Annotated in this window: 19 protein-coding genes; 4 read left to right on the top strand and 15 right to left on the bottom strand. The window is 43.2% G+C overall.

What is annotated here, in order from left to right; all coding sequences use genetic code 11:
• The first annotated feature begins 155 nt into the window (after positions 1-155).
• Entirely contained in the window at positions 156-638 is a 483-nt protein-coding gene (locus O0550_RS09800) for a small multi-drug export protein (protein ID WP_003339640.1), read from the top strand.
• Positions 639-714: 76 nt separating this feature from the next.
• On the opposite strand, the gene O0550_RS09795 is transcribed toward O0550_RS09800, so the two are convergent.
• Together O0550_RS09795 and O0550_RS09790 are read right to left on the bottom strand one after the other, a co-directional pair.
• Complete coding sequence (locus O0550_RS09795) at positions 715-1,047, bottom strand: DUF1904 family protein (RefSeq protein WP_003339643.1); 333 nt, start codon at positions 1,045-1,047, stop codon at positions 715-717.
• Between the two features lie 75 nt (positions 1,048-1,122).
• Complete coding sequence (locus O0550_RS09790; RefSeq protein ID WP_003339646.1) at positions 1,123-2,097, bottom strand: aldose 1-epimerase; 975 nt, start codon at positions 2,095-2,097, stop codon at positions 1,123-1,125.
• A 228-nt stretch (positions 2,098-2,325) separates the two neighbouring features.
• On the opposite strand from O0550_RS09790, the gene O0550_RS09785 reads away from it, so the two are divergent.
• Both O0550_RS09785 and O0550_RS09780 read left to right on the top strand, forming a co-directional pair.
• Positions 2,326-3,579, top strand: coding sequence for a hypothetical protein (locus O0550_RS09785; protein WP_258426167.1), 1,254 nt, complete (start codon positions 2,326-2,328; stop codon positions 3,577-3,579).
• Between the two features lie 51 nt (positions 3,580-3,630).
• Positions 3,631-4,062: an EamA family transporter gene (locus O0550_RS09780; protein ID WP_003336572.1), complete on the top strand. Its 432-nt coding sequence runs from the start codon at positions 3,631-3,633 to the stop codon at positions 4,060-4,062.
• A 149-nt stretch (positions 4,063-4,211) separates the two neighbouring features.
• Here O0550_RS09780 and O0550_RS09775 read toward each other — a convergent pair whose 3' ends face one another.
• Positions 4,212-4,571 carry a hypothetical protein gene (locus O0550_RS09775; protein ID WP_003336571.1) on the bottom strand — a complete coding sequence of 120 codons (360 nt, stop codon included), beginning with the start codon at positions 4,569-4,571 and terminating at the stop codon, positions 4,212-4,214.
• 108 nt (positions 4,572-4,679) lie between these two features.
• Here O0550_RS09775 and O0550_RS09770 point away from each other — a divergent pair, with 108 nt between their 5' ends.
• The gene (locus tag O0550_RS09770) at positions 4,680-5,894 is read left to right on the top strand and encodes a helix-turn-helix domain-containing protein (protein WP_258426166.1); all 1,215 of its coding nucleotides are present in this window, start codon (positions 4,680-4,682) and stop codon (positions 5,892-5,894) included.
• Here the strand turns inward: O0550_RS09770 and O0550_RS09765 are convergent.
• The 12 genes from O0550_RS09765 to O0550_RS09710 all read right to left on the bottom strand — a co-directional run bounded on the left by O0550_RS09765 (position 5,860) and on the right by O0550_RS09710 (position 21,334).
• Positions 5,860-7,422 (bottom strand): site-specific DNA-methyltransferase, encoded by a 1,563-nt coding sequence (locus tag O0550_RS09765; RefSeq protein WP_003339656.1) that lies wholly within the window; start codon positions 7,420-7,422, stop codon positions 5,860-5,862. The two genes, O0550_RS09770 and O0550_RS09765, sit on opposite strands and share 35 nt — an antisense overlap.
• A 252-nt stretch (positions 7,423-7,674) precedes the next feature.
• Positions 7,675-8,433, bottom strand: a complete 759-nt coding sequence (locus O0550_RS09760; RefSeq protein ID WP_003339660.1) for a metallophosphoesterase family protein — start codon at positions 8,431-8,433, stop codon at positions 7,675-7,677.
• A 194-nt stretch (positions 8,434-8,627) separates the two neighbouring features.
• Positions 8,628-9,422, bottom strand: a complete 795-nt coding sequence (locus O0550_RS09755) for a PIG-L deacetylase family protein (RefSeq protein ID WP_258426165.1) — start codon at positions 9,420-9,422, stop codon at positions 8,628-8,630.
• A 49-nt stretch (positions 9,423-9,471) separates the two neighbouring features.
• On the bottom strand, positions 9,472-10,458 hold the full coding sequence (locus tag O0550_RS09750; RefSeq protein WP_258426164.1) for an N-acetylglucosamine kinase: 987 nt from the start codon (positions 10,456-10,458) through the stop codon (positions 9,472-9,474).
• Entirely contained in the window at positions 10,455-11,975 is a 1,521-nt protein-coding gene (argH, locus tag O0550_RS09745) for an argininosuccinate lyase (RefSeq protein WP_258426163.1), read from the bottom strand. Before argH ends, O0550_RS09750 begins: the two co-directional genes overlap by 4 nt.
• A gap of 106 nt (positions 11,976-12,081) precedes the next feature.
• The gene (locus O0550_RS09740) at positions 12,082-14,616 is read right to left on the bottom strand and encodes an NEW3 domain-containing protein (RefSeq protein ID WP_396125763.1); all 2,535 of its coding nucleotides are present in this window, start codon (positions 14,614-14,616) and stop codon (positions 12,082-12,084) included.
• 151 nt (positions 14,617-14,767) lie between these two features.
• Positions 14,768-16,516 carry an ABC transporter permease gene (locus O0550_RS09735; RefSeq protein WP_258426162.1) on the bottom strand — a complete coding sequence of 583 codons (1,749 nt, stop codon included), beginning with the start codon at positions 16,514-16,516 and terminating at the stop codon, positions 14,768-14,770.
• An 83-nt stretch (positions 16,517-16,599) separates the two neighbouring features.
• Positions 16,600-17,733, bottom strand: a complete 1,134-nt coding sequence (locus O0550_RS09730; RefSeq protein ID WP_258426161.1) for an ABC transporter ATP-binding protein — start codon at positions 17,731-17,733, stop codon at positions 16,600-16,602.
• 74 nt (positions 17,734-17,807) lie between these two features.
• Complete coding sequence (locus tag O0550_RS09725) at positions 17,808-18,917, bottom strand: extracellular solute-binding protein (RefSeq protein ID WP_258426160.1); 1,110 nt, start codon at positions 18,915-18,917, stop codon at positions 17,808-17,810.
• A 385-nt stretch (positions 18,918-19,302) separates the two neighbouring features.
• A complete protein-coding gene (locus O0550_RS09720) occupies positions 19,303-19,680 on the bottom strand; it encodes a GyrI-like domain-containing protein (RefSeq protein WP_346659909.1) in 378 nt (125 codons plus the stop codon).
• Positions 19,677-20,198, bottom strand: coding sequence for a helix-turn-helix domain-containing protein (locus O0550_RS09715; RefSeq protein ID WP_258426158.1), 522 nt, complete (start codon positions 20,196-20,198; stop codon positions 19,677-19,679). Before O0550_RS09715 ends, O0550_RS09720 begins: the two co-directional genes overlap by 4 nt.
• 32 nt (positions 20,199-20,230) lie before the next feature.
• Positions 20,231-21,334 (bottom strand): C45 family autoproteolytic acyltransferase/hydrolase, encoded by a 1,104-nt coding sequence (locus O0550_RS09710; RefSeq protein ID WP_258426157.1) that lies wholly within the window; start codon positions 21,332-21,334, stop codon positions 20,231-20,233.
• Positions 21,335-21,391: the final 57 nt, after the last annotated feature.

Here is a 21,391-nt window from a genome sequence, read left to right as displayed (position 1 = left end):
TAGATCTAGTAACTCCTCTCGCTTAGCTTAGTGCATTCTAGCACTTCTTACAAATGCTAGCCGAAGCAAAAATGAAGCCTTATCGGTATTGATGGTAAGATCAGACAAAGCACGAAATATCAGATGATGAACAAACTCAGGAGGAACTCTCAACTATGAATCTACTTTGGCCTTATTTGATCATTTTCCTGTTTGCCGCTACTCCCATGTTTGAGGTTATAGCAATGATTCCGATTGGAATTTTTGCTGGGCTGAATCCCATTTTAGTTTCCTTGGTAGCGCTAGTGGGTAATGCCATTACTGTTTTTCTACTTATTTTACTAATGGAAAAAGTACAAATATGGTTACAAAAAAAACGCGGTGACAGGGAACCAAGCAAACGTCAGCAGCGTGCAAGGCAGCTCTTTAAAAAGTATGGATTGCCTGGGCTAAGTATTTTAGGCCCTGCTCTAGTCGGAAGTCATCTTACTGCGATAATGGGAATGTCTTTTGGGGCAACCCGACAAAAAATGTTGTTGTGGATCGGTATTAGTCTTGTTGCATGGACGGGGCTTGCTATGGTCATTGGATACTTCGGAGCTGATCTTATGAATATAGGTGAGCAGAATGGATTTTTGATGCGAATGCTACAGAAATAGTTCGCTACATAACGATTGCTCTACAAATCAAAAAGCCTGAGGAATATCATCTTCCGCAGGCTTTTGACTATAGTGCTTAATCAAAGCATCTTTTTCCATTGACATAATAGCTATTCGTCTCAAACACACTAAAAGCGATCTCTACTTCCGATATACCCTGCGCCAAAACGTGTCTGGACACACATTCCGCAAAACGATCCCTTACCTCTGTTCCTCGCTCAAACCAATACACGTGGATAAAAGGATAGGTCTCTACTTGCTTTCCTTCAAAGACAGAGATCGTTGGTATGCACTCCATGATAAAATTATCTGTTCCACAGTCACAAATCTCTGCTAGCTCGCAAAGCAAAGGCTCGCTCATCTTGCATGCCTGTTCGGTGGAAATCCCACGCAATAATAATTGAGGCATGTTTATTCCCCCTTTTTGTTGTTACTTCCCTTCTGCTATAAAAGCAAGAAATACTGCGCTATCGTTATTTTCGGCTTACAGCTTTTCTACACGGAAAGTATGTGTAAAGACGAATTGTTCCCCCGGCTCCAGACCACGAGCCCCCGTCTGCTCTGCTGCTACATCTAAATTAAAAGCATCTGTGACAGCCGTGTATGGCTCAAGAGACACACTGTTATTCCAGCTTGGTTGGAAGACTAGCATGAATGGGAATTGATCTCCAAATTCATAAACAATTTTATGACTTTCTTGCTGGTCAATCAGTTCGCAACTGGTGGTTCCATCCTCTACTGTAACAAAAGCATGATCTCGTCCTTTTGGCATGTCAGGATAGGCTAGCCCCTTGGTTAATTGCTGACACAAATCAGTTGAGGTCGGTGAACCATCTACGAACCCTTCCTCATTTACGGGCCACTCTAGTTTTGAAGAAACCTGCATGATTGTTTGCTGTTCGTGCCCCTGCTTCACATGGAAATAAGGATGGAATCCTAACATAAACGGAGCCGCCACTTCGCTCTCGTTCTTCACTTCCCCTTCCAGACGTAGAACGCCATCTTGTAAAACATAGGTAAAGCGAAACACCAGACGTGCCTGAAATGCCTCCAATAAATCAGGGTGATCGGCAAAATCAAACTCGGATACGACGAACGCACCACGATCAGCTTTTGCACCGCGATCTATCACGTTCCAAGCGCGTACACGTAATTCTCCGTGAGAATGATGCTCCCCTTTGTTTAATCCGAGTTGGTATTTCTTTCCGTTAAAGGAAAAGCTTCCATGTCTAATTTTATTGGGCGGAAACAAAATCGGATTTCCAAAACGGGCAGAAGCATCCCTGATCATGGAAATTTTTTCAGGTGATACAAATACCTCTTGATTATTCACTGAAAAACGAAATAAATTATTTCCAAGCCCTGGAACTAGATGAGCTTCCGCTGGATATTCTGCATCAGTTAGGACATATGTTATGTAATCGTCTACTTTTCGTTCCGCTAATTGATATCTTGTCATGACAGTCTCCTTTCCCTCTTACCGCATCATAATTGAGCAATGTCTCATTTACATGATTCATGGATGTTCTTTTATTTTGTAGTGTAACGCAATCCGAAATTGAAACACAAGCAAATGCGCTTACTAAACCCATTCTCTAAAAGGAATTGTTAGCTGGAAACCACATGATTTCATATGGTACGATTTCCGATAGAGAACTTGTGTAAAAAGACAGGAGGGAATGACGGCATGGGTTACACTACTTATGCCACATTGCTTTATCAGATAGATAAAGATCATGTGCAAACGATTGTAAAGCAGCATAACATCAAATCCTTTCTTTATCCAATAAACCAAAATTGGACCGCAGTCATGCTAGCTGAGGAAGAAGAGGGAAGTGATGAATTCGCTGCTTACATCTCGGAAATTACGGGGCAATTCAGTATCTATGTGGTTCATTTGCCCGATCAGGCCTGGGGATTTTCCAGCTATGTGAACGGTGAAGCTTTGGTTTCTTTGTTCGTTCCTTATAATGATTTCACTCCTGAGAGGCATTTGGAAGGTACCTTATCGGCTTTGTCTGATTGGGTGGCATGCTCGACAAGCTTTGAGAGGTTTCTGAACTACATGCTATTACATGAACAAGAGCAGAACACACATGAAAAAGCTAGGACACTCTTTCTTCAAGCCTTCGATATAACTGGTGTGGAAGGCTGTTCCTACGCATTCTTATCCAGCCAAACAGCTCAATTTCTGCAACAGCATCGCATCCTTGTAAATAAGTGTCGGCGTTCACCAGTTCGAGTAAATAAAATGGTCAGGGCTTGCTTGCAGAAGCAATTGCTTAAAGCTGGTTTTATTCTGTCTGAAGCCGTCTTTCCCCCAACTGAAGCAGTTGCAAAAACAGGTAGCAGAGCCCTCGAACAGTTTGCTTTTTATTGTACGACTCCTGCTATCACGAATACCGGCTTGCTCTTATCGTTTCATAAAAGGCAACGGAGGTTCACTGCTTCATTGCAGCATGAGAGCTACGGCAGTATTGATCTATGGACCTGGTCTGAAGGAAAATGGGGTCGTACACACGGCGTAGCCCAATGGAAAAGCTATGCAGATGAACAAGAGCTGTCGGAATGTTTATATGAGGTGCTCCATTTATTTTTGGAATATGGTCCCGCTTTCTTCCAGCAAATTGATGGAAATCTGGAGTTATTTTCATCCCGTGATCTCTTGATCGAGATTGCAGATCCACCTTTGGCAGCTCGCGGATTCGTACGTGAATCAACCAAAGAACAAACCCGTTATGCAAATGATCAATATGAAATATCATTTACGCATGCATCCTACCCGCGTCAGCTATTTGGACGCTTTCGTCATGTAGCGGAGCCAACAGTTTGGCATAATCTTCATCCATTTTGGCTCGATCAATGCTATTATTGTAAAAAAGCAGAATTTATTTACCTTTTAGAGCACATGCTTCAGACCTTTGAGCGTCAAACAACCTAAGTGCTATCTATAAGTAATACACATTTCTTACATACAAAGGTGGTTCTTTTTATGCAGGCTTGGTTGCTTTTTGCATTATTATCTGCCCTGATGGCAGCATTGGTATCTATTTTCGGAAAAATTGGGTTAAGTCAAGTGGATGCAAATACGGCAACTGCTATTCGAGCTGTTATTATGGCTTTATTTTTACTTGGTGTGGTTCTTTTTGAAGGAAAATGGAGTGCCTTTGGCGAAGTTATTGCCAACAAAAAGGCTCTTTCCTTCATCGTGCTAAGCGGTGTAGCTGGAGCATTATCATGGTTATTTTACTTTGTGGCCTTAAAATATGGAAAGGTCGCTCAGGTTGGGCCCATTGATAAATTAAGTGTCGTGCTGGCTGTTGGTTTAGCTTTTGTATTTCTTGGCGAACGCGTTAGCCTCATTGGCGGTATCGGCATTGGACTAATTGCCGTTGGAACTTTATTAGTGGCCTTTGGTTCGTAGCCATACCTTGTTATTGCCTGATGTTTGTCAGGCCTTTCTTTTATCACCTAACAGAACATATATTCCTATCCCCTTTCGCAATGAAAAAAGCGATCTTGGCTGGCTAGCACAAGATCGCTACCGAGTACTACGCGCCTCAGTTTTTTAGCTCATACTTTCTCCACGCGGCCACTGCGTATAAGCCACAGATGCAAGAAATACTCGGTTAGACCGAAAAAAACAGCGAAAAAGAAAATACCATCCATCCCCATTTTTGTTCCACTAAAGATAAATTTAGTAAAGAAGACGACAACCAAACACATGAGCATATCAAGAAAAGTCGTTAACCATAATGTACCTGGCTGCAAAAACATTACTTCCATTAACTGACCAAGGAGTGCTACCACTACACCTGCTACTACAGGTTCCCACCAATAAGGATAATAAATGCCACCATACACATTATCTAGTAGCAGGAATAAAAAAGGAGTCAGAATTAGCTTTATCCAGAATCCACGCAACGTTTTCATACCTCCTCTATCTACTTTCATAGCCTTGTTATAAACAAATTTAAGGATTGTATACCTTATTTGGGCTACTTTTTGGTAAAAATCTGTGAGGAAAGAAGGGGTCAACTCATGAGCACTTTATTTCAAGATAGTATGCATTACGTCACTATCGGCGAAATCATTCGCAATTATCGGCAACAAGCCAACCTTTCAATCACACAGCTTGCCTACATGACTGGGATTAGTAAGGGCGTCATCTCCAAAATTGAAAATGCTGATACGAAGCGTCCAGAATTAAAAACATTAAAACCCCTCGTCGAACACCTGCACATCCCCTATGCAGAAATTATCGAAGCGTATTTATTGGTGGAACCACGGCTTGAAATAGTTGAGGAGCTGTTGGAGGATGCCCTCCTCATTGGCAATATACAGCTCGTGCGCAAAGTTGCACTTAGTTATTTAAAGTCTCCTCAGGAAGAGACCGACCGCCTGCTCAATAGGTTATATGAACAAACTCAACTAGTAAAAGACAGTGTGTTAAAACAAACGCTGTACGATCTCATGGCTCAGTATGCGAGAGACCACGGCTTGCTTCAGCATTTGGCCCAGCTTTTTCTCCAATTATATGTAATGGCACAACAAAAAGAAGCGGACTTCGAATCCGCCTTTTACCTAGGAAAAAACGTTTTATTTTATGCTGATCTCCTGCCTGCTGAGCAACAAATCCAGCTATACCAGCACATTAGCATGCATGCCTATCTATTAGGCCGCTACGACGAATCCATCTTGTATAGTAAGGAGCTATTGCAAATTGCTCAACGCAAGCCTGCTGACACGATAGAGGCTTACCGCACCTTATTTTACTCATCGTATGCATTGGAGGATTTCCAGGGAGCAAAAGAGGCTTTTATTTGCTATAGTCAAATCTCCCGCACTTCCTCCTCTGAGCATTACAGACTAATGAGAGCATTGCTTGAGTATCGAATAGGTAATAAAGCAACCGCTATTCGGCAGTTTAAAAAATGTCTAACGCATGCTAGCCGTAAAACCATTCTTGCAGTGGTCAATCAGCTCATGGAGATATACTTAGATTATGGCCACATTTCGAATATTTCCTCTTTACTTGAGGATAAAGATCTTTGGAGCATCCAACCCAAAACTTATCTTGAAAAAAGAAGCTACGGTCATTTTTATCGTTTACTAGGTCAATATTATCAGCAGTTAGGTAAGTTTTTGCAAGCGGAACAAAGTTATCTACACAGTCTCATCTGCTATGGCGATTACCATCCACAGGGCAAGCAAGAGTCCCTTAATCGACTGCTGTATCTTTATCAGCACCGCTAAGCGTAATGACTCGAAATCCATAATCAGTCTGCTGGCTTCCTGTTTCCTGGAAAATTTGTTCTCCCGCTCGTCTGATTCGTTCCTGGCCTAGCTCACAAATGGTTCGGTAGCCTTGATGATAGGCTGTAGAAGTAGCTGGTATGGCTTCTGGTAGCTGAATCATGATAAATTTACGTTTTCCCCCATCTTCTGCATTAAGCTGCATAACAGCATGGGCGGTAGTAGAAGACCCTGCAAAAAAATCTAAAACAATGGATTCTTTTTGCGTGACAATCTCCAGCACCTTTTTCATTAAGCGTTCGTCCTTTGGAAAGGGAAAAAGTTGACCATCCATGAGCTTTCGCAAGCGTTTCATCGCCCTTCTGCCATCATGATAAAACACGCTGTATGGAACCTGATGCTCTGTGTCATGGAGATATCGCTTTATACAGGGGATCGTTGTTTCATCTATACCAAAATGGATCAAATCTGCCTGTAGGAATTCTTTCATGCGTTGTTCGGTATAAGCCCAGCCTCTCGCCGGAACCTTAACAGGCTTTTTAGTAACGGGATGCAAGACATCATAGACAGGTCCCCCACCGCCCGGCCAAGAGATGTCTCCCGGAAAGTAAACTCCTTTTTCATCAATTGCGGCATAATGGCTGTGCTGCTTAGAGGGGTGGTTCTCTGGCAATGTGCGAAACCATTTTTTTAATTCCTGACTCGCCTCACGATATTGTCCGTTATATTTTTTAGCAAGATGCTTACCTTGCTTGTAAATTTCCGCCAGGCCTGTTTTTTTCTCACGCCAAACTTTTCGGTGTTGTTGCAGATAGCTTACATTTTTTCCATATACCAAAATAAATTCATGCGAGATCGATATAAACTTGGCGTCATTTTTTCTGCCTCCGCTCCAAATAAACTCACCTACATAATTTTGCTCACCATAAAGCTCATCACAGATAAGGCGCAGATTTGCAAATTCCTTTGAATCAATACTAATGAGGATAACGCCATCCTCTGTCAGTAGCTGTCGTGCAATTGCCAAGCGGGGATACATCATCGTAAGCCAATCGTTATGCATGTTTTCTCGCCATTGCTGATCAAATGCAGAAGAGTGTTTATGCAGGATTTTGCTCTTCATTTTACTGTGGTAGTTATCTTTATAAATGAAGTTTTTACCGGTATTATAAGGTGGGTCTATGTAGATGCATTGTATTTTACCTGTATGTGTGCTACATAGAAGTCGCAATCCATCTAAATTGTCCCCTTCTATATACAGATTTTCTGTTTCACTGGCATTCTTAGAGCATGCTGCATGAAGCGTGGGAGTGGGGATAGCTGATTTCAGTGATGCCTCCTGTATTGCAGTCCTCTTACTCGGCCAAAACAACCCATATCTATCATCATGTAAGGTATCCTCGCCAAACAGCTTTAACCATTCACTCCTTACCAAAATTCCTTGATGAAACAAGCTCGGGAAATGCTCATTTAGCTTTTTGCGATTCTCTTTTTGCCACTCAAGTAGGTCTTGCTTTCGTTCCTCCAATTACTCGACACCTCCACTGTAATAGGAAACCTACTTCTATTACGTTCTCTGGATACATATTCGTCATTTTCAAATTTTTTCCTTTCAAGAAGCTAAGTCTAAAAGAAGAGGCTAGAGTATGAGGATTAGCTGTCTACTTGGATTACATTTCCTCCTTAAATGGATTGCGGAAGCTGATAGTTCGAGGGTTTTTCATCAAAAAAAGGCTGCTCTCCCGCTTAGGAAAACAGCCTCTCTATTGTCACAGAGCGATTAAATTGTATAAACCTTTCGACTTGGTAACTCCAGACAGTGTAATTTACCTCCGTAAACACAGCCTCCGTCAATGCCGATAATTTTATTTTTACCAAAATAAACATCTGTACTGCCATCTGCATGTAAATAGTTTGTAGATGTATGTCCAAAAATGACAGTCTTTTCTCCCGCATATCCATTATGAAATTCTTCACGTATCCAGAGCATTTCCTGCTCGTCCATTTCGTCCAAAGATTTGTCTGGATGCACCCCTGCATGAATGAAGATGTATTCCTCTGTCTCATAATAGAGCGGTAATTGTTCTAAAAATCGAATGTCCTCTAGTAGCTGGGCGGGTAATTCCAGCTTAATCCCCGGCGCATCCTTCTTAGGCAATATTTTAGGTGGTTCATTTGAGCCTGGTTCTGGTCTGATCACCTGTTGAAAGGCTTCTTCTTCTGTTAAAGGCAATTCCAATCCATAGAGGCGCAATGTTGTAGGCGCATTGTTACGCATCCACCTGCCCATCCAAAATTCATTGGCAATAGTTAAGGCCTTGATCATCATATCCTCATGATTTCCTTTTAAGGCAATAGCTCCTGCCTGAGTCAGTTCCTTTACTTTCGCGATAACTCCCTTGGAATTGGGGCCACGATCTACGTAATCGCCTAACAAGATGAGCTGATCCTTGTCTGCATGGTAATTCGCTTTCGCTAATAATTGTTCCATTTTATCCAATTCTCCATGAATATCGCTCATTACCAGTGTACGTTTCATGCTGTCTCACTTCCTTTATCTGTCTACGGTATAGGGAGTTTTTGTTTCCATTATATTACCTTACATGAGCTAAAAGAGGGTGACAAGGTTTATTCAGAAAAGAGGTAACTTTCCCAAAACAAAAATACCAACAAAAGAAGCATACAAGCAGACTTCTTAGATGTCATCCCGATTACAATAGTAGCAGTGCCGGCTTACTCCAACCCTTCTAAAAAGCAAAAAGTCGGGATATTCGCAGTCTGTAGCTTGCGACCATGCTCATCTTGAAATTCATTTCGTCCCCTTGAACGAACCCGTGTGTAATATTCATAAGGGTTTATTACGGAAAAATCACCCTGTAGCACTCCAGGGAATGCTTTATTAACTGAATATTCCTGGCTCTTGTAGGCCTGCAATGCCTTCCCCTTGTGAGCCTTATAGTTTGAAATATCAACTTTTGCTGTGATAGGGAACGTTGCTTGTGGAGGACGCTCCTTACAATGATCGTAATAATGGGGAATGGAGACATAATACAAATCAGGATATTCCTGTTGGGGTAGTTGTTCTTCATAACGTTTCACCGCTGTTTCTACCGCATGAGAAAGCGCAATATGGTCGGGATGACCTGTAACGCCATCTGGTGGAAAGGTGATGATGATCTGAGGGTTAATAGACAGGAGCGTCTGAAGTACGCGTTCGGTGAGCACGCTTTGGTCCATCTGGGCCAGCCCGCCGTCTGGAAAGCGATATAACAGCAATTCGGCTACTCCCAAGACGCTGAGGGCACTGCTTAATTCGCGCTCACGCAAGACAGCCAGCTGCTTTTGACAGGTGATCGAATAGGGTCCGCACTTTCCTTTATCTCCTGAAGTAGCTGTCACCAAATAAATTAGCTGTCCTAATTCGCTGTATTTTGCCATGGTTCCTGCGCAGGCAAACGATTCATCATCGGGATGTGGAAAAAGAAACAGCAGACGCCTTACTTGAGCATTCTCGCTTGCTTTCCACATGCTACTCCCTCCCTTTGTGCCTTGAATTTATTAGGTTGACAGTAGAGGCTTAAGAACTACTCATGGCAAAAAGCCCCATAGCAATTACTCCTTGAATGGGTTCTTGCTCATTATCGTCCACGATTGCTTGCGGAGCATATTCACTAATTGATTGAATAAGCCTTTGTCTTACGAGTGGCTCATGCTTCAGCACGCCTCCTTGTAAAATAACCTGACAAGCTAACTCTTGTAAGTCAAGCTGATCCATGACTGTTTTTATACCTGCAAACAATTCATCTGCAGCTTTTTCTAAAATCCGGTGTGCTGTTTGATCTCCTTTGTACACTGCTCTACTTACAAGACGGGATAGTTCACCTACTCTGTCCACTGAATACGTTTTTTCATTATAGACCCAGTGAAAAAGCTGTTCTACATCTTCTATTTGCAAATAGGTAAGGACTTCCTCTGCAAGCAATGTAGCATCCGAGCGTCCATCTGATGCTTGAAATATAGCCGTTAACGCTTGTTTGCCGATCCTATAGCCACTGCCTTCATCACCTACTAGATGTCCCCAGCCGCCAACTCTGCTTCTCTTTCCATCCTTACCTATCCCACAAACAATGGACCCCGTGCCGGCAATGGCCAATATGCCAGGCTTACCACGTGTGGCACCTAGAAGGGCAGCAACACAATCGTTTTCAACAATTAGCTTCTTTATTTGAATGTTCAAACCAAATAGCACTTGGTTCACTAGCTTTCCTATGATAGCTCGATCATAGGAAGTATCTAGACCAGCTATGCCAAAAACAGCGCAGTCTACTTGTAGTGGAGCATTTATTTGAGAATGATTCTGTACCTGTGTAGGCATGGCTTCAGTGATTGCTCTTTGAATCGCCAATTTCAACTCATATGTAGCTGACTCCACTCCCTTTCCATGATAGTTACATGATCCAGCCATTCCTGTTCCCAGTACCTGCTGGTTGTAATTCACGAACATCGCCAAGCTTTTTGTGCCTCCTCCATCTACCGCAAGAAGAGGAATATGCCATTGATTCATGTGTTATCACTCCATGTTGACAAGATTTCATCCAATTGTGACAAGGCGGATTGACAACGCAATGCTGCTGTCTGCCACCAGTTGTGCATCAGCTCCTGTGTTGATTTTCGCGTTTCAATCATGCGCATCATTTCTCTGGGGCTAGGACCTCCCGGTAAAGAACGGATGGTGACAAAATGTACAGGATCAAGCGCTTCAGCAAGCTCTGCCTCAGTAAGTACCACTTCTCTATGAATCACATGTTGGGCTGCCTCATTTACCATGTGAAGTGTTATGTGATCGGCTGTTATTTTCTGCTTGATCGCCTGTTGTACCACATCGCTGACAATACGATGCGAGGTTCTAAAAGATAGCTTATCTGTACGTACTAATGTATCCGCTAATTCTGTCACTGTGGCAAAGCTTCCCTTAACACGTGCCGAGAGCACCTCTTTATTGATTTGCATCGTTGTAATGACAGCAATTAGTAAATGATACATGTTATCTAAAATGGACAAGCTTTTCCATACATACGGTTGCATGTCATCTTCTGTATCCACAATATCACCAAACGGTGTGTTATGCATCATCGAAAGCACTGTATTAGTCGTGCCTACGCAGCTGGATAATAAGGAACGCATATGCTCCAAGGAAACGGGATTGCGCTTTTGCGGCATAATGGAGCTGACTTGCACATAGGGATCGGCCACTCTCACAGCGTTAAATTCTTGCGTGCACCACAGCAGAAAATCCTGCACTGATCGCCCAAGATTAATCGCCGCTAATTGAACTGCCAGCATCGCCTCGCCAAGATAATCTGCACCGCTAATGGCATCGTAGGAATTTTCCACCATTTCATCAAAGCCTAATAATTCTTGCATGTGAGCACGACTGATCGTAAAGCCCGAGGTGGTCAGTGCCGCCGCGCCCATTGGACTTTTATTACAATTGTCATAAGCAGAGCGTAGTCGGCGCAGATCGCGTTCCAGAGAATCTGCCATCGCCATTACATAGTGAGCAAGGGTGGTTGGTTGTGCCTGTTGGGTATGTGTGTAACCAAGCATGATAGTATCGATGTGCTCTTCGGCTACTTGCAGTAAATATTCATGCAGAAGCACTCCCGTTGAATAAGTCGCAAGCAGCTTCTCCCTTAGCACCATTCGATACATGCAAATACCCATATCATTGCGGCTACGAGCCAAATGTAAATTGCCGGAAATGTCACCTGCTTGCTCTAGCAATTGATTTTCCACCTGAAAAAATAAGTCCTCATATTCACCGGTGTAACCAGACTTTCGCAAAGCGTCTACATCTAGCTTCTGTAATGCATCTGCGATTTGTCTTGCTTCCTCCTTAGAAAGCAATCCCTGCTCTTTTAACATGATTAGGTGGGCCTTATTGATAGCCAGCATGGGAGCTAATAGGTGGGCCTTTGCCTCTTCATAAGCTGGCTCCAAAACCACCTTGGCATAGGTTTTCCCTGGGAAGCTTGTTCCTTCCTGATTGTACATTCTCGCTTGTCGAGCTTGAAATTTCATGCGGGATGCCTCCTTGTCTATTTTTATGGACCTTGCCTTCCATACATCCGTGCAGAGGGTCCCTGTAAGATGGAGACCCCTCACGGATGTAGCTAAATAGACTGCCTTATTGCTTCAAACTGATCATATTAACAAACATGCGAATGGCTCCTGGGACTAAATTGGGTAGTTGTCGATACCAGACCAAGGAGCTGTACGTGTAGGTTCCTTTGCCATATTTGGCAGTTAAATAGGTACCTGTGAACTCCTTCTCATTAGGATCACCATGGCTTATCAGCTCTGTGTACTCCTTCCCCCAAGCAGACGGATTGTAGGCAGAACGATCCTGAACCCAGTCCTTCCAGTCCTGTGCAGTTATTTTGTTGGGAGTTGTAAATAAAGGGTGTGCGGGTTGTAGCATGGTCACCTTGGAATTTTCATCAGTAACACGCCACTTTATCAGCGGTTGCCCAATGGTAATGGGATAAGGAGCCAGATCAGGTGTCCATTTATCCTCCGGTTTATGGTACTGAACGATTAGATTACCGCCATTTTCAACGTATTGGAGTAGACGTTTATTACTTGGGATCAGCTCTGGTCGGAATCCGTACGCACGTATCCCCAGCACAATTGTGTCATATTGCTGTAAATCACCTGATTCTACTGCCTTTGCATCCAAATTAACCACGTTTATCCCTACTTGCCGCAGATAGTGGTCGATTTGATCAAATCCACTAGAAATATATCCTACCTTTCTATTTTTTTCTATCCTTAGATCAAAAGCTTGAATGGCAAGGGTAGCAGGATGGATGTAATAGGTGGTTCCAATGTGTGGATATGTAATGACCTGCACATTTTCATGACTCCCTAATCCTGTTGCACTAGCTTTTGCTGTAATCTCGTAGGTACCGTTTTTTACTTTTGGGGACGGGGTTACGCGAAAAGAAATGCTTTTCGTTTCCCCTTTCTGAGCAAAGCTGAGTTTACTTGAAGCTGGCTTAACAGTCCAACCCGCTGGCAACATAAGCGAAATCGTTGGCTGGCTAGCACCTGGTGTATAGTTTTTTACCGTAACTTGAATGGGAATCTCTTGGTTTTGCTGTAGGGTGTTTAACACGGTAGCATTCGGATTAAGCGATAGGGAAAATGGTGGCAAAATCCCCACTGTAGCTTGCGGTACAGCATGTAATGTCGCGTCCTCTCCAAAAGCATTGTAGGTTATATCGCTAGAGAGGATGGGTAAGCGGTACGGATGGAATTTGTCCGCATCTTTTGGGATATGTACGTCATATGTCACTGATACTCTCTGATTGTAGCTCACCTGCCCAAACGTTGTAGGTCCTGTGGGTTTTACCTTCCATCCATCTGGTGTCCTCAGCGTTATCCTTACATTTTTAATAGCGACCTGACTGCCATTATATGCTGTGACTGTTACTTTGGCTGTTTGCCCGGGGATCAGCTCATTGCCAGAGGATGTTACTTTACCCACGAGTGACAATGCCTTTACACTCGCTTTATCTAATTGATGCTCTTTTATCTGTAATCGGTGAAGCACATCCACCCTGCTTTCTGCAGTTAGATCAGCGGACTTAGCCTCCCTGATCGTGTCTGTTACATTCTTTTTCATACGATGAATGCTCTTCGCTACCTGTAAGAAATCTGGATAGGCATGGAGAATCTGTGTTGCATCGTTTTGCAGTTGGTGAATTTTTTGAGATAAACGACCTGCTTGCTTCTGCCGAGCCAGCTCTTTTGCCCACTCCTCAAAGGTAAAGGAAATTCCCTCAAACAGGTCTGCTTCCTTTTGCTTAATGGGCCCAACTGATTTTGCTAGCTTGTAGTACACAAAGTCCGGCCCTTCGTCATAGTGTCGACCCATGCCCTGGCTTTTGTGCATGAAACGTGATTCTTCTCCCAACTGCTTGTAAGAAGCTCCGTATCGTTGATCGTAATCCCCTATTGGAATTCGAACCGTATAATCCTTAGCATTTGCTGGTACATATAGCTTTTTCACCTGCCAGGGTGATAATCCTGCTTTTATTTGTTCAGGAAATATAGATGGGTTGGCGGCATCTTCAAACGCTCTCACTGTAATCACATTCATCGCCCGATGATGACCATGAGTAGACTCTTCATTGAGAAAAGCAGGAATCACGATGTCTGGACGCACTTGACGGATATGGCGAATCAAGCGTTCATAGGTGTGTTGTTCACCCCATTTTTCTAAGGTTTCATCAGGACTTTTCGAGAAGCCAAAGTCATAAATAGGATCATTGATTTGTTCACTGAGATTGATTAGATTTACGTTGCTAATTTTGGATGCCTCTTGTAATTCCCGCGTACGAATGATTCCTAACGAATGACCAAGCTCGTTGCCAATCTCATTTTGCCCACCTTCTCCACGATTAGCGATAAGGCTGGTTGTCTCTATTCCTCTGCCTAAACTAAGATAGGCAAGCGTAGCACTGTGCTCGTCATCTGGATGTGCGCCCGTATTCATCGCACTAGCCACTGTAGTTACCGGCAGAATTGCTTTCCATAAGTCAACAATCCCCCGATCAGCATGGACGGTCTGTATAGCAGACAGCATGACGAATGAGGTAATCACAGCTAGGCTGATGAGTCCTGCACACCATGTAACGAACATTCGATGAGATAGCATTCTTTTTCTCACTGGATTTCCCCCTTATATGAGGTCATGTTTATGGAAAAGAAACACGCTAAGGATGCTTTTTCATGAAAGCCTAGGTGGATTTCATTCTTCAAAACAGCCTCCTATTGGCTATTATTGCTTCTCATCCGTCTCCTTAGCCCTAAACTGCTGAGCCAGCTTGATCCTTCGTCCATTTAGTAGTAAGAAACAAAACGATGATAATGAACACGATCTGCAAAACACCATATGCGCAAGCTGTACCAAATTCAAAAGAATACATGCGCTTATATATCTCTACAGAAATTGGCGTGCTGTTGGTCGTAAACAGCAAGATAGAAGCCACAAATTCCCCGATTCCTTGCACAAAGGCAAGTAACGTCCCTGCTAAAATACCACGTAACGCCATAGGAAATACGACACGTCGAAAGCTATACCACCAGGAAGCTCCCAGATTACGTGCCGCTTCCTCTACGGAATGATCAGTCTGCATCAATGTAGCTGAAGTAGATCGAAAGACTAACGGTAGGTGACGTACAAAATAAGCCAAGGGTAAAATCCAAATCGTTCCCACCAAAACCTGATAAAAACCAAATAGATGCGGCTGGCTAAAAGCAGCCAATAGGTTAACACCCACAACGGTGCCAGGCAATGCCCATGGCAGCATAATCAGGATATCTAGTAAAGCTTTCCCTCTGAATTTCAGACGAATCATAGCATAAGCTGCCGCTACTCCAAAGATCACATTGCCAAGGGTAGCAAAAAAACTCATCTCAAAGCTTGTAAAAATCGGCCTCCATGTCTTACTATCTGTAAACAAGTCAAGATAATGAGAAAATGTATAAGCTGGCGGTAATATCTGTACTGTCCAGCTAGCATCTACTGAGAAGGATAAGAGCACAAGCACAAGGATCGGCAGCAGAAGAATGACAACACCAATCGTAGAGAGCACCATTGCTGTATACCGACCTGCCTTACTTTTGACCTCTGTACGATGTACGCTAATCCCTTTGCTCTGATTCTGATAATTACGCACACCTTGATACCAGCGCATCAATAACAAAAACAAGATGGAGACGATCGATAATATCGTAGATTGTGTTGCTGCCATCTCCAGATTGCCGTTGATGCGAGATAAATAGATTTGCATCGTCATAGTGCGATCAATTCCAAAGATAAGCGGAGCCGTATAGGAGGCCATCGCAATCATAAATACCAGCAAGGATGACGCTACAATGGCTGGCGTTAGCATAGGCAAAATGACACGCTTCCAGACGACGAATCGAGTAGCGCCAAGATTGGCTGCTGCTTCTTCATGAGAAGGATCTAATCCTTTCAATGTAGCCGTGATGGTCATGTAAAAATACGTGTACATCGTAAAAGTATGAACAATCAGTACGCCCCAAATGCCTTTTAGTGAAAAAGGTACCTGCTGAAGCTGAAAGAATGCTTGTAAGCCTCGGGGAATAATTCCGCTTTCTCCATATAAAAAAGTAAAGGAAAGCACCCCAATCAAAGGGGGGAGTGCCATCGGAACCATGGCTAGTACAGACAGAATTTTACGCCCTGGAAAATCATAGCGTTCTAATAGAAATGCTAGACTTACTCCTACGATGCCACATGTAATCACACTAAGCACTGAGATGTATAAGCTGGTCCAAAGAGCTTCCAGATTTGCCGTATGCTCCAAGCTAAAAAAATGAGCATAATTAGCAAGTGTAAACTGTTTATCTATTCTCAGACTTTGCAGAAAGGTCTGCCCTAACGGATAAATAACATAGGCAAGCAGGATAAGAAATAAAGGAGAAACTAACACGTAGACAAAAGAGTTGGAGTTCAAAAGCTTAAGGTGGCGATGTGTAGTGATTTGGGGTACATGCTCAGTTTGCGATGCTTTCGGTCGAGTATCCATCTAGTACCTCCCCTATCCGTCAAGAAAACTAGGTGAAAAGCTAAACCGCTTGCTCGCGGTGCCTGTAAAACGGCACGAATTCATTAGTCAGGCTCTCTTTTAGAAATAAAATAAACATTGGCTTTCGGAATAACTAAGGTAACCATTTCTTTGCGCTGTTTGATTGGATTGCCCGTATGGATAGACAAGACTCTCAACGTTTGTTTATCACCGACTTTACAAACATATGTCACACTAGCCCCAGTAAATTCAGAGAGGCTGATTTGGCCATGCCATCGGTTCGGTTCGTAGACATGTCGTTGTTCAGGATTGATATCCCGAGCTCTTTGCTGATCATTTACAATCTGTACAGCTTCTGGACGAATACAGAGAGAGACCTTGGCACCCACTTTGATCCCCTCGCTATTTGATGCATAATCACGATACCCTATTACAAGTAAACCAGGCTCAACTTGCACAGTAGCTTCCTCTCCATTTATCTGGACAACCTCGCCTTCCCATACATTTGTTTCTCCGATAAAAGAAGCAACAAACGGAGTAGACGGTCGATTATAAATATCTTCTGGTATACCAATCTGTTGCACTTCTCCATTTTGCATCACCATAATGCGATCAGACATCGACATTGCTTCAGCCTGATCATGGGTCACATAGATGGTGGTAATACCCAGTTCCAATTGCAGCCGTTTTATCTCGATGCGTGTCTCTTCTCGCAACTTCGCATCCAGGTTGGACAATGGTTCGTCTAATAAGAGAATGGAGGGTTCTATAACTAAAGCTCTTGCCAGAGCCACACGCTGTTGTTGTCCCCCAGATAATTGATCCATTCGCCTATTTCCAAATCCGTCCAAACGTAGAAGTCTCTGTGCCTGCTCTACTTTTTCTTTGATCTGCGCTTTAGTAAGCTTGCGTACCTGCAAACCAAAGGCTATATTTTCAAACACTGTCATATGAGGGAACAGAGCATAATTTTGAAACACCATACCTGTATTTCGTTTGTGTGGCGGAACGTATGTCATATCAGCATTCATAAATAAAATACGCCCCTTGGTGGGATAGTAAAAACCCGCGATCATGCGTAAAATAGTAGTTTTCCCACATCCGCTTGGTCCAAGAAATGTGAAAAATTCCCCCTGTTTAATCTCAATGTGAACGTTTTCGATCCCTTTTGAGCTACCAAAAGATTTCGTTACATGCTCTAACGTGACCCCACTCAACTCTGTTCCTCCTCTCATGTCATGCAACATGCAGAACAAAAGGTCGTCACTCATTTCTGTATTACTTCTAGTAACTATTTGTAGCCCTTTCCTTTTATATTTTCATCCCAATATTGCATCCACTCTTTTTCTTTATCTGCTAGAACCTGCCAATCCATCTCCAATGGTTTTAGCTCAATAGCTTGTAGCCAGGTCGGTAGATTTTCTTTGCTACTAGTAGAGAGGGCGGGAATTTGATAGAACTTCTCCGCCAGTTCAATTCGGAGTTTTTCATCATATAAGAAGTCATAGAATTTCTTAGCCGGGGCTATGTTTTTCGTACCCTTTACAATCGCCACGCCATCTACTAGAATGGGGGCGCCGCTGGCAGGATAAATGTAGTCAAACGGTTGCTTTTTGGCTTCCTTTTGAATCAGGATATCCTGTAAATTCCATAAAGAAATGGCTGCCTCTTGTCGGGCTAGCTTTAGATATAAGCTGGTAGGGTCTTGTGCATATTCCTTTGTATTGGCGTCTAATTTCGCCAGCCATTCATAACCCTTCTCCGGAGCTGCTGCACCCTGTCGATACATCATAGCCGAATAGATTGTGCGCATTGTACCTGATTTTAAAACGCCACGAATAATAATTTTATCCTTATATTTCGGATCAAGTAGATCGTCCCAGTCCTTTGGCGCTTCTGCTTTTGGGAGCATCTGTGGATTGTACATAATGACCTCAGGCAATAGCATTTCCCCATACCAGCGATCTTGTGCGTCTTTATACATGGCTGGAATCTGATCACCAAAGGAAGGTTTGTAGCTCTCCAGCAATCCTTCCAAAGCGGCAGTCCGTAAGCTCGATTGTGTGCCTCCCCACCAAAAATCAGCCTGAGGATTGCTCTTTTCTCCTCGAATTCGCTCTAGGATTTCCTGCGCCCCAATTGTTAAAACATCCACTTTTATATCAGGATGAGTAGCTTCAAATTTCGGAATAACGTAGTCTACAACGCTCTTATCCCGTCCCGTGTAAATTACTAGCTGCTGTTGGGAGCCCTGCTTTGTCACCGCCCCCCTTGTTGGAGCCGAAGCATCTGTCCCTGCTTGAGAAGAACAACCTACAAGCGAGATTAGTACCACTCCCATTAGAATTGGCTTTATCCAGCTTTTGCTTTTATCCACTACCCATTTTTTTATTTTTGGCATGCGATCTGCTCCTTTCACCACCTGCTATGTTAAACCTCCTCTTTCATTGTCCAACAGGTTTAGATATTTTTCCTAATCAAAATTAGCTTGCAAGTCTGTTCAGATTTAAACATGCCGATCAAACAGACTGTTTATTCTCCACATTTCCTAGGTAACTTGCCTGTTATCGAAAATAATGCTGATTCACCAACTGATGATTCGTCATGATTACTAACAAATTATGGATGAAGTAGGTGAATTATGCTTGATTTTTACTAAAATGCAATGACTTTCATTTTGCCTAAAACTAGTAAAACGCTCCATGTATTTTCCCAACAAAAAAATCGCAAGCAACTGCCTGCGATTTCCATCATTGGATTGTTTTCTTCTTTTGTCATAGGGGACTTTATCTTTTTTTTATCGGAATATAAATCAAAATGATAGAGTCTTTGTCTGCTATATGAGTAAATTCCGTCCCATATACCTCAAAATTGTCTCGTGCATCAAGCTCATAATCAACACTCGCAAACCATGTCCCCCAGATATAGTCGTAGGTGGTTCTAAGCTCACTGCCGGTCCCTTGATGACGAAAAACAGCATACTCCCCAGGCTGAATCGTGTGAGTAACCATCCCTTTTGGAACCTCTACAATCTCCTTTACCTCTATAGCTGCTATTCCATAAAAGGCAGTTAGCTCTGTCAACTGCTGGAGGGAAAGGGGCATCTCAGCCGTGCAAATTCCGTATCTTATATCAGGATTGCAAATCATTTGCTTTTCCCCTATCTCCCTTTCTCGGAGGAAATAGCGTTGCCATATTTGTGTAACTGATTTTGATGCAGATTATTACTATCCTTCACACCAATAACGAAACGCTCTGTCTCAATTCGTTCAAAGCTGGGCTGTAGACTGATCTGCTGCAAACGATGCTTTAAGCGCTTATCGACAAGTGGCATTTTTTGTAGGGAAATCGGCTGTCGCCTTTGTTTGCGAAAAAAATACGGTGACATACCAAACTGCTTCTTAAAGGAACGACTAAATGAAGCCTGAGAATCAAACTGGTAGTCTAGTGAAATTTCGAAAATAGATCGCTCTGTTTGTAAAAGGCAGATGGCCGCTTCTGTTAGTCTTCGCTTCCGAATATAATCACCGATTGTCTCACCCGTGCATTCGTAAAAAATTCGATGAAAGTGATAGTACGAGAAGTTTACTAGGAGGGCCACCTCATCTGCCTGTAAGGGTTTATCGAGATGCTGTTCTATGTAGTCAATGGCCGTTTCAATTTCTTTGCCATAGGATGCCAAGCCTCGTTCTCCTCTCAATCACATTATTTTTTCTACCAAAATTGAGCGGGAACAATCCCTTGCGGAAGAGCTACCTCAATGTCTGAAAAAGCAAGCTTTTCCCCCACAGACAACGTATGCCAGCCGTTGTGAAGCGGGGAGCCATAGCAGACCTCTATCGTTTTTGCTGTTACGTCAAAGAGCATGGAACGCAGCGTCCCAAAATACTCCTGATAGTAATGCGTGCTTAAGCCCTGTGGATATTCCCGGTTCATTAAAGCGAGCAAATCTGCTTTCTCTAATCGCTCATCGCCTTGAAGTACACTCTCTACTAGCTGTTGACGAATGAGCGAGTTATGCATGCGGTGTGTAGATAGATGCTCCAATTCTGAAAATAACACATGGTTGGTAGCAATCAGGTAAGAAGTGTCGCTCTTCTCTCCTATTTTCGTACTCGCGATTTCACCATCCATCATTTCGACTAAAGCCGCGTCTTCACTCGGATCTGCTACTAACAGGTTCACGTTTGATACGATGGGCATTTCACGCAATTGCTGTAACGCTTCGTCTACATTGCGACAGTGCTCCAATATGGCTCGAATCGCCGTCCAGAATTGCAGACCCTCTCCCTTTGGAGAACGCAAGCCTGGATGAATTCCTACTGGCAGACCGCAGGATGACATTGTGATGCAGAGTCCCTGATCGTTCATACCCTCATGTCGTCCAAATGATAAGCCGCTAAAGCCCGTATGTGCATACGTTCCCTGTACGCGAGTTGAGCATAGTGTCATGTCGTCTAGGTCAGGGGTAAATTCGTAATTTCGCAAAACATACAGATGGCCATCCCGCATCTTATTAGGAAGTACGACAGAGTGACTGCATCCCGACACAATACAGCTTTCCTGTAGATAGCGCAAACGATTCATCGGCATCTTCGCTTGGCTGCAAAAGGCTTCAAGCTCCTCCCAAATACCCGGGGAATACTGCTGAAGCATCTGCTGCTGACTCCAAAGGCGCTGATCTGAAATTGCATCTGTCTCCTCTACAAAATAAACCTGATACAAGTACGGGATATGGTGTAGCATCTCAGCTTGCTGCTCACCAACCTCTTTATTTGTACCTTCTAGATACGTAAAGTAGCCTTGTCTGGTTTGCATAACATTTCCTCCTCATATGTAACATGTGATGTATTGTCATTATAGCGAGGAGGAAAT

The sequence above is a fragment of the Brevibacillus halotolerans genome, from assembly GCF_026891775.1.
GTDB lineage: Bacteria > Bacillota > Bacilli > Brevibacillales > Brevibacillaceae > Brevibacillus_B > Brevibacillus_B halotolerans.
This window is presented reverse-complemented; position numbering and strand designations above follow the sequence as displayed.

What these genes read in the sequence shown, in the direction of transcription:
- O0550_RS09790 (WP_003339646.1), bottom strand. Translation starts at nt 2,097, where the DNA reads ATGACAAGATATCAATTAGCGGAACGAAAAGTAGACGATTACATAACA.
- O0550_RS09755 (WP_258426165.1), bottom strand. Translation starts at nt 9,422, where the DNA reads ATGTGGAAAGCAAGCGAGAATGCTCAAGTAAGGCGTCTGCTGTTTCTT.
- O0550_RS09740 (WP_396125763.1), bottom strand. Translation starts at nt 14,616, where the DNA reads ATGCTATCTCATCGAATGTTCGTTACATGGTGTGCAGGACTCATCAGC.
- O0550_RS09775 (WP_003336571.1), bottom strand. Translation starts at nt 4,571, where the DNA reads ATGAAAACGTTGCGTGGATTCTGGATAAAGCTAATTCTGACTCCTTTT.
- O0550_RS09735 (WP_258426162.1), bottom strand. Translation starts at nt 16,516, where the DNA reads ATGGATACTCGACCGAAAGCATCGCAAACTGAGCATGTACCCCAAATC.
- O0550_RS09770 (WP_258426166.1), top strand. Translation starts at nt 4,680, where the DNA reads ATGAGCACTTTATTTCAAGATAGTATGCATTACGTCACTATCGGCGAA.
- O0550_RS09780 (WP_003336572.1), top strand. Translation starts at nt 3,631, where the DNA reads ATGCAGGCTTGGTTGCTTTTTGCATTATTATCTGCCCTGATGGCAGCA.
- argH (WP_258426163.1), bottom strand. Translation starts at nt 11,975, where the DNA reads ATGAAATTTCAAGCTCGACAAGCGAGAATGTACAATCAGGAAGGAACA.
- O0550_RS09760 (WP_003339660.1), bottom strand. Translation starts at nt 8,433, where the DNA reads ATGAAACGTACACTGGTAATGAGCGATATTCATGGAGAATTGGATAAA.
- O0550_RS09710 (WP_258426157.1), bottom strand. Translation starts at nt 21,334, where the DNA reads ATGCAAACCAGACAAGGCTACTTTACGTATCTAGAAGGTACAAATAAA.
- O0550_RS09750 (WP_258426164.1), bottom strand. Translation starts at nt 10,458, where the DNA reads ATGAATCAATGGCATATTCCTCTTCTTGCGGTAGATGGAGGAGGCACA.
- O0550_RS09795 (WP_003339643.1), bottom strand. Translation starts at nt 1,047, where the DNA reads ATGCCTCAATTATTATTGCGTGGGATTTCCACCGAACAGGCATGCAAG.
- O0550_RS09800 (WP_003339640.1), top strand. Translation starts at nt 156, where the DNA reads ATGAATCTACTTTGGCCTTATTTGATCATTTTCCTGTTTGCCGCTACT.
- O0550_RS09725 (WP_258426160.1), bottom strand. Translation starts at nt 18,917, where the DNA reads ATGCCAAAAATAAAAAAATGGGTAGTGGATAAAAGCAAAAGCTGGATA.
- O0550_RS09785 (WP_258426167.1), top strand. Translation starts at nt 2,326, where the DNA reads ATGGGTTACACTACTTATGCCACATTGCTTTATCAGATAGATAAAGAT.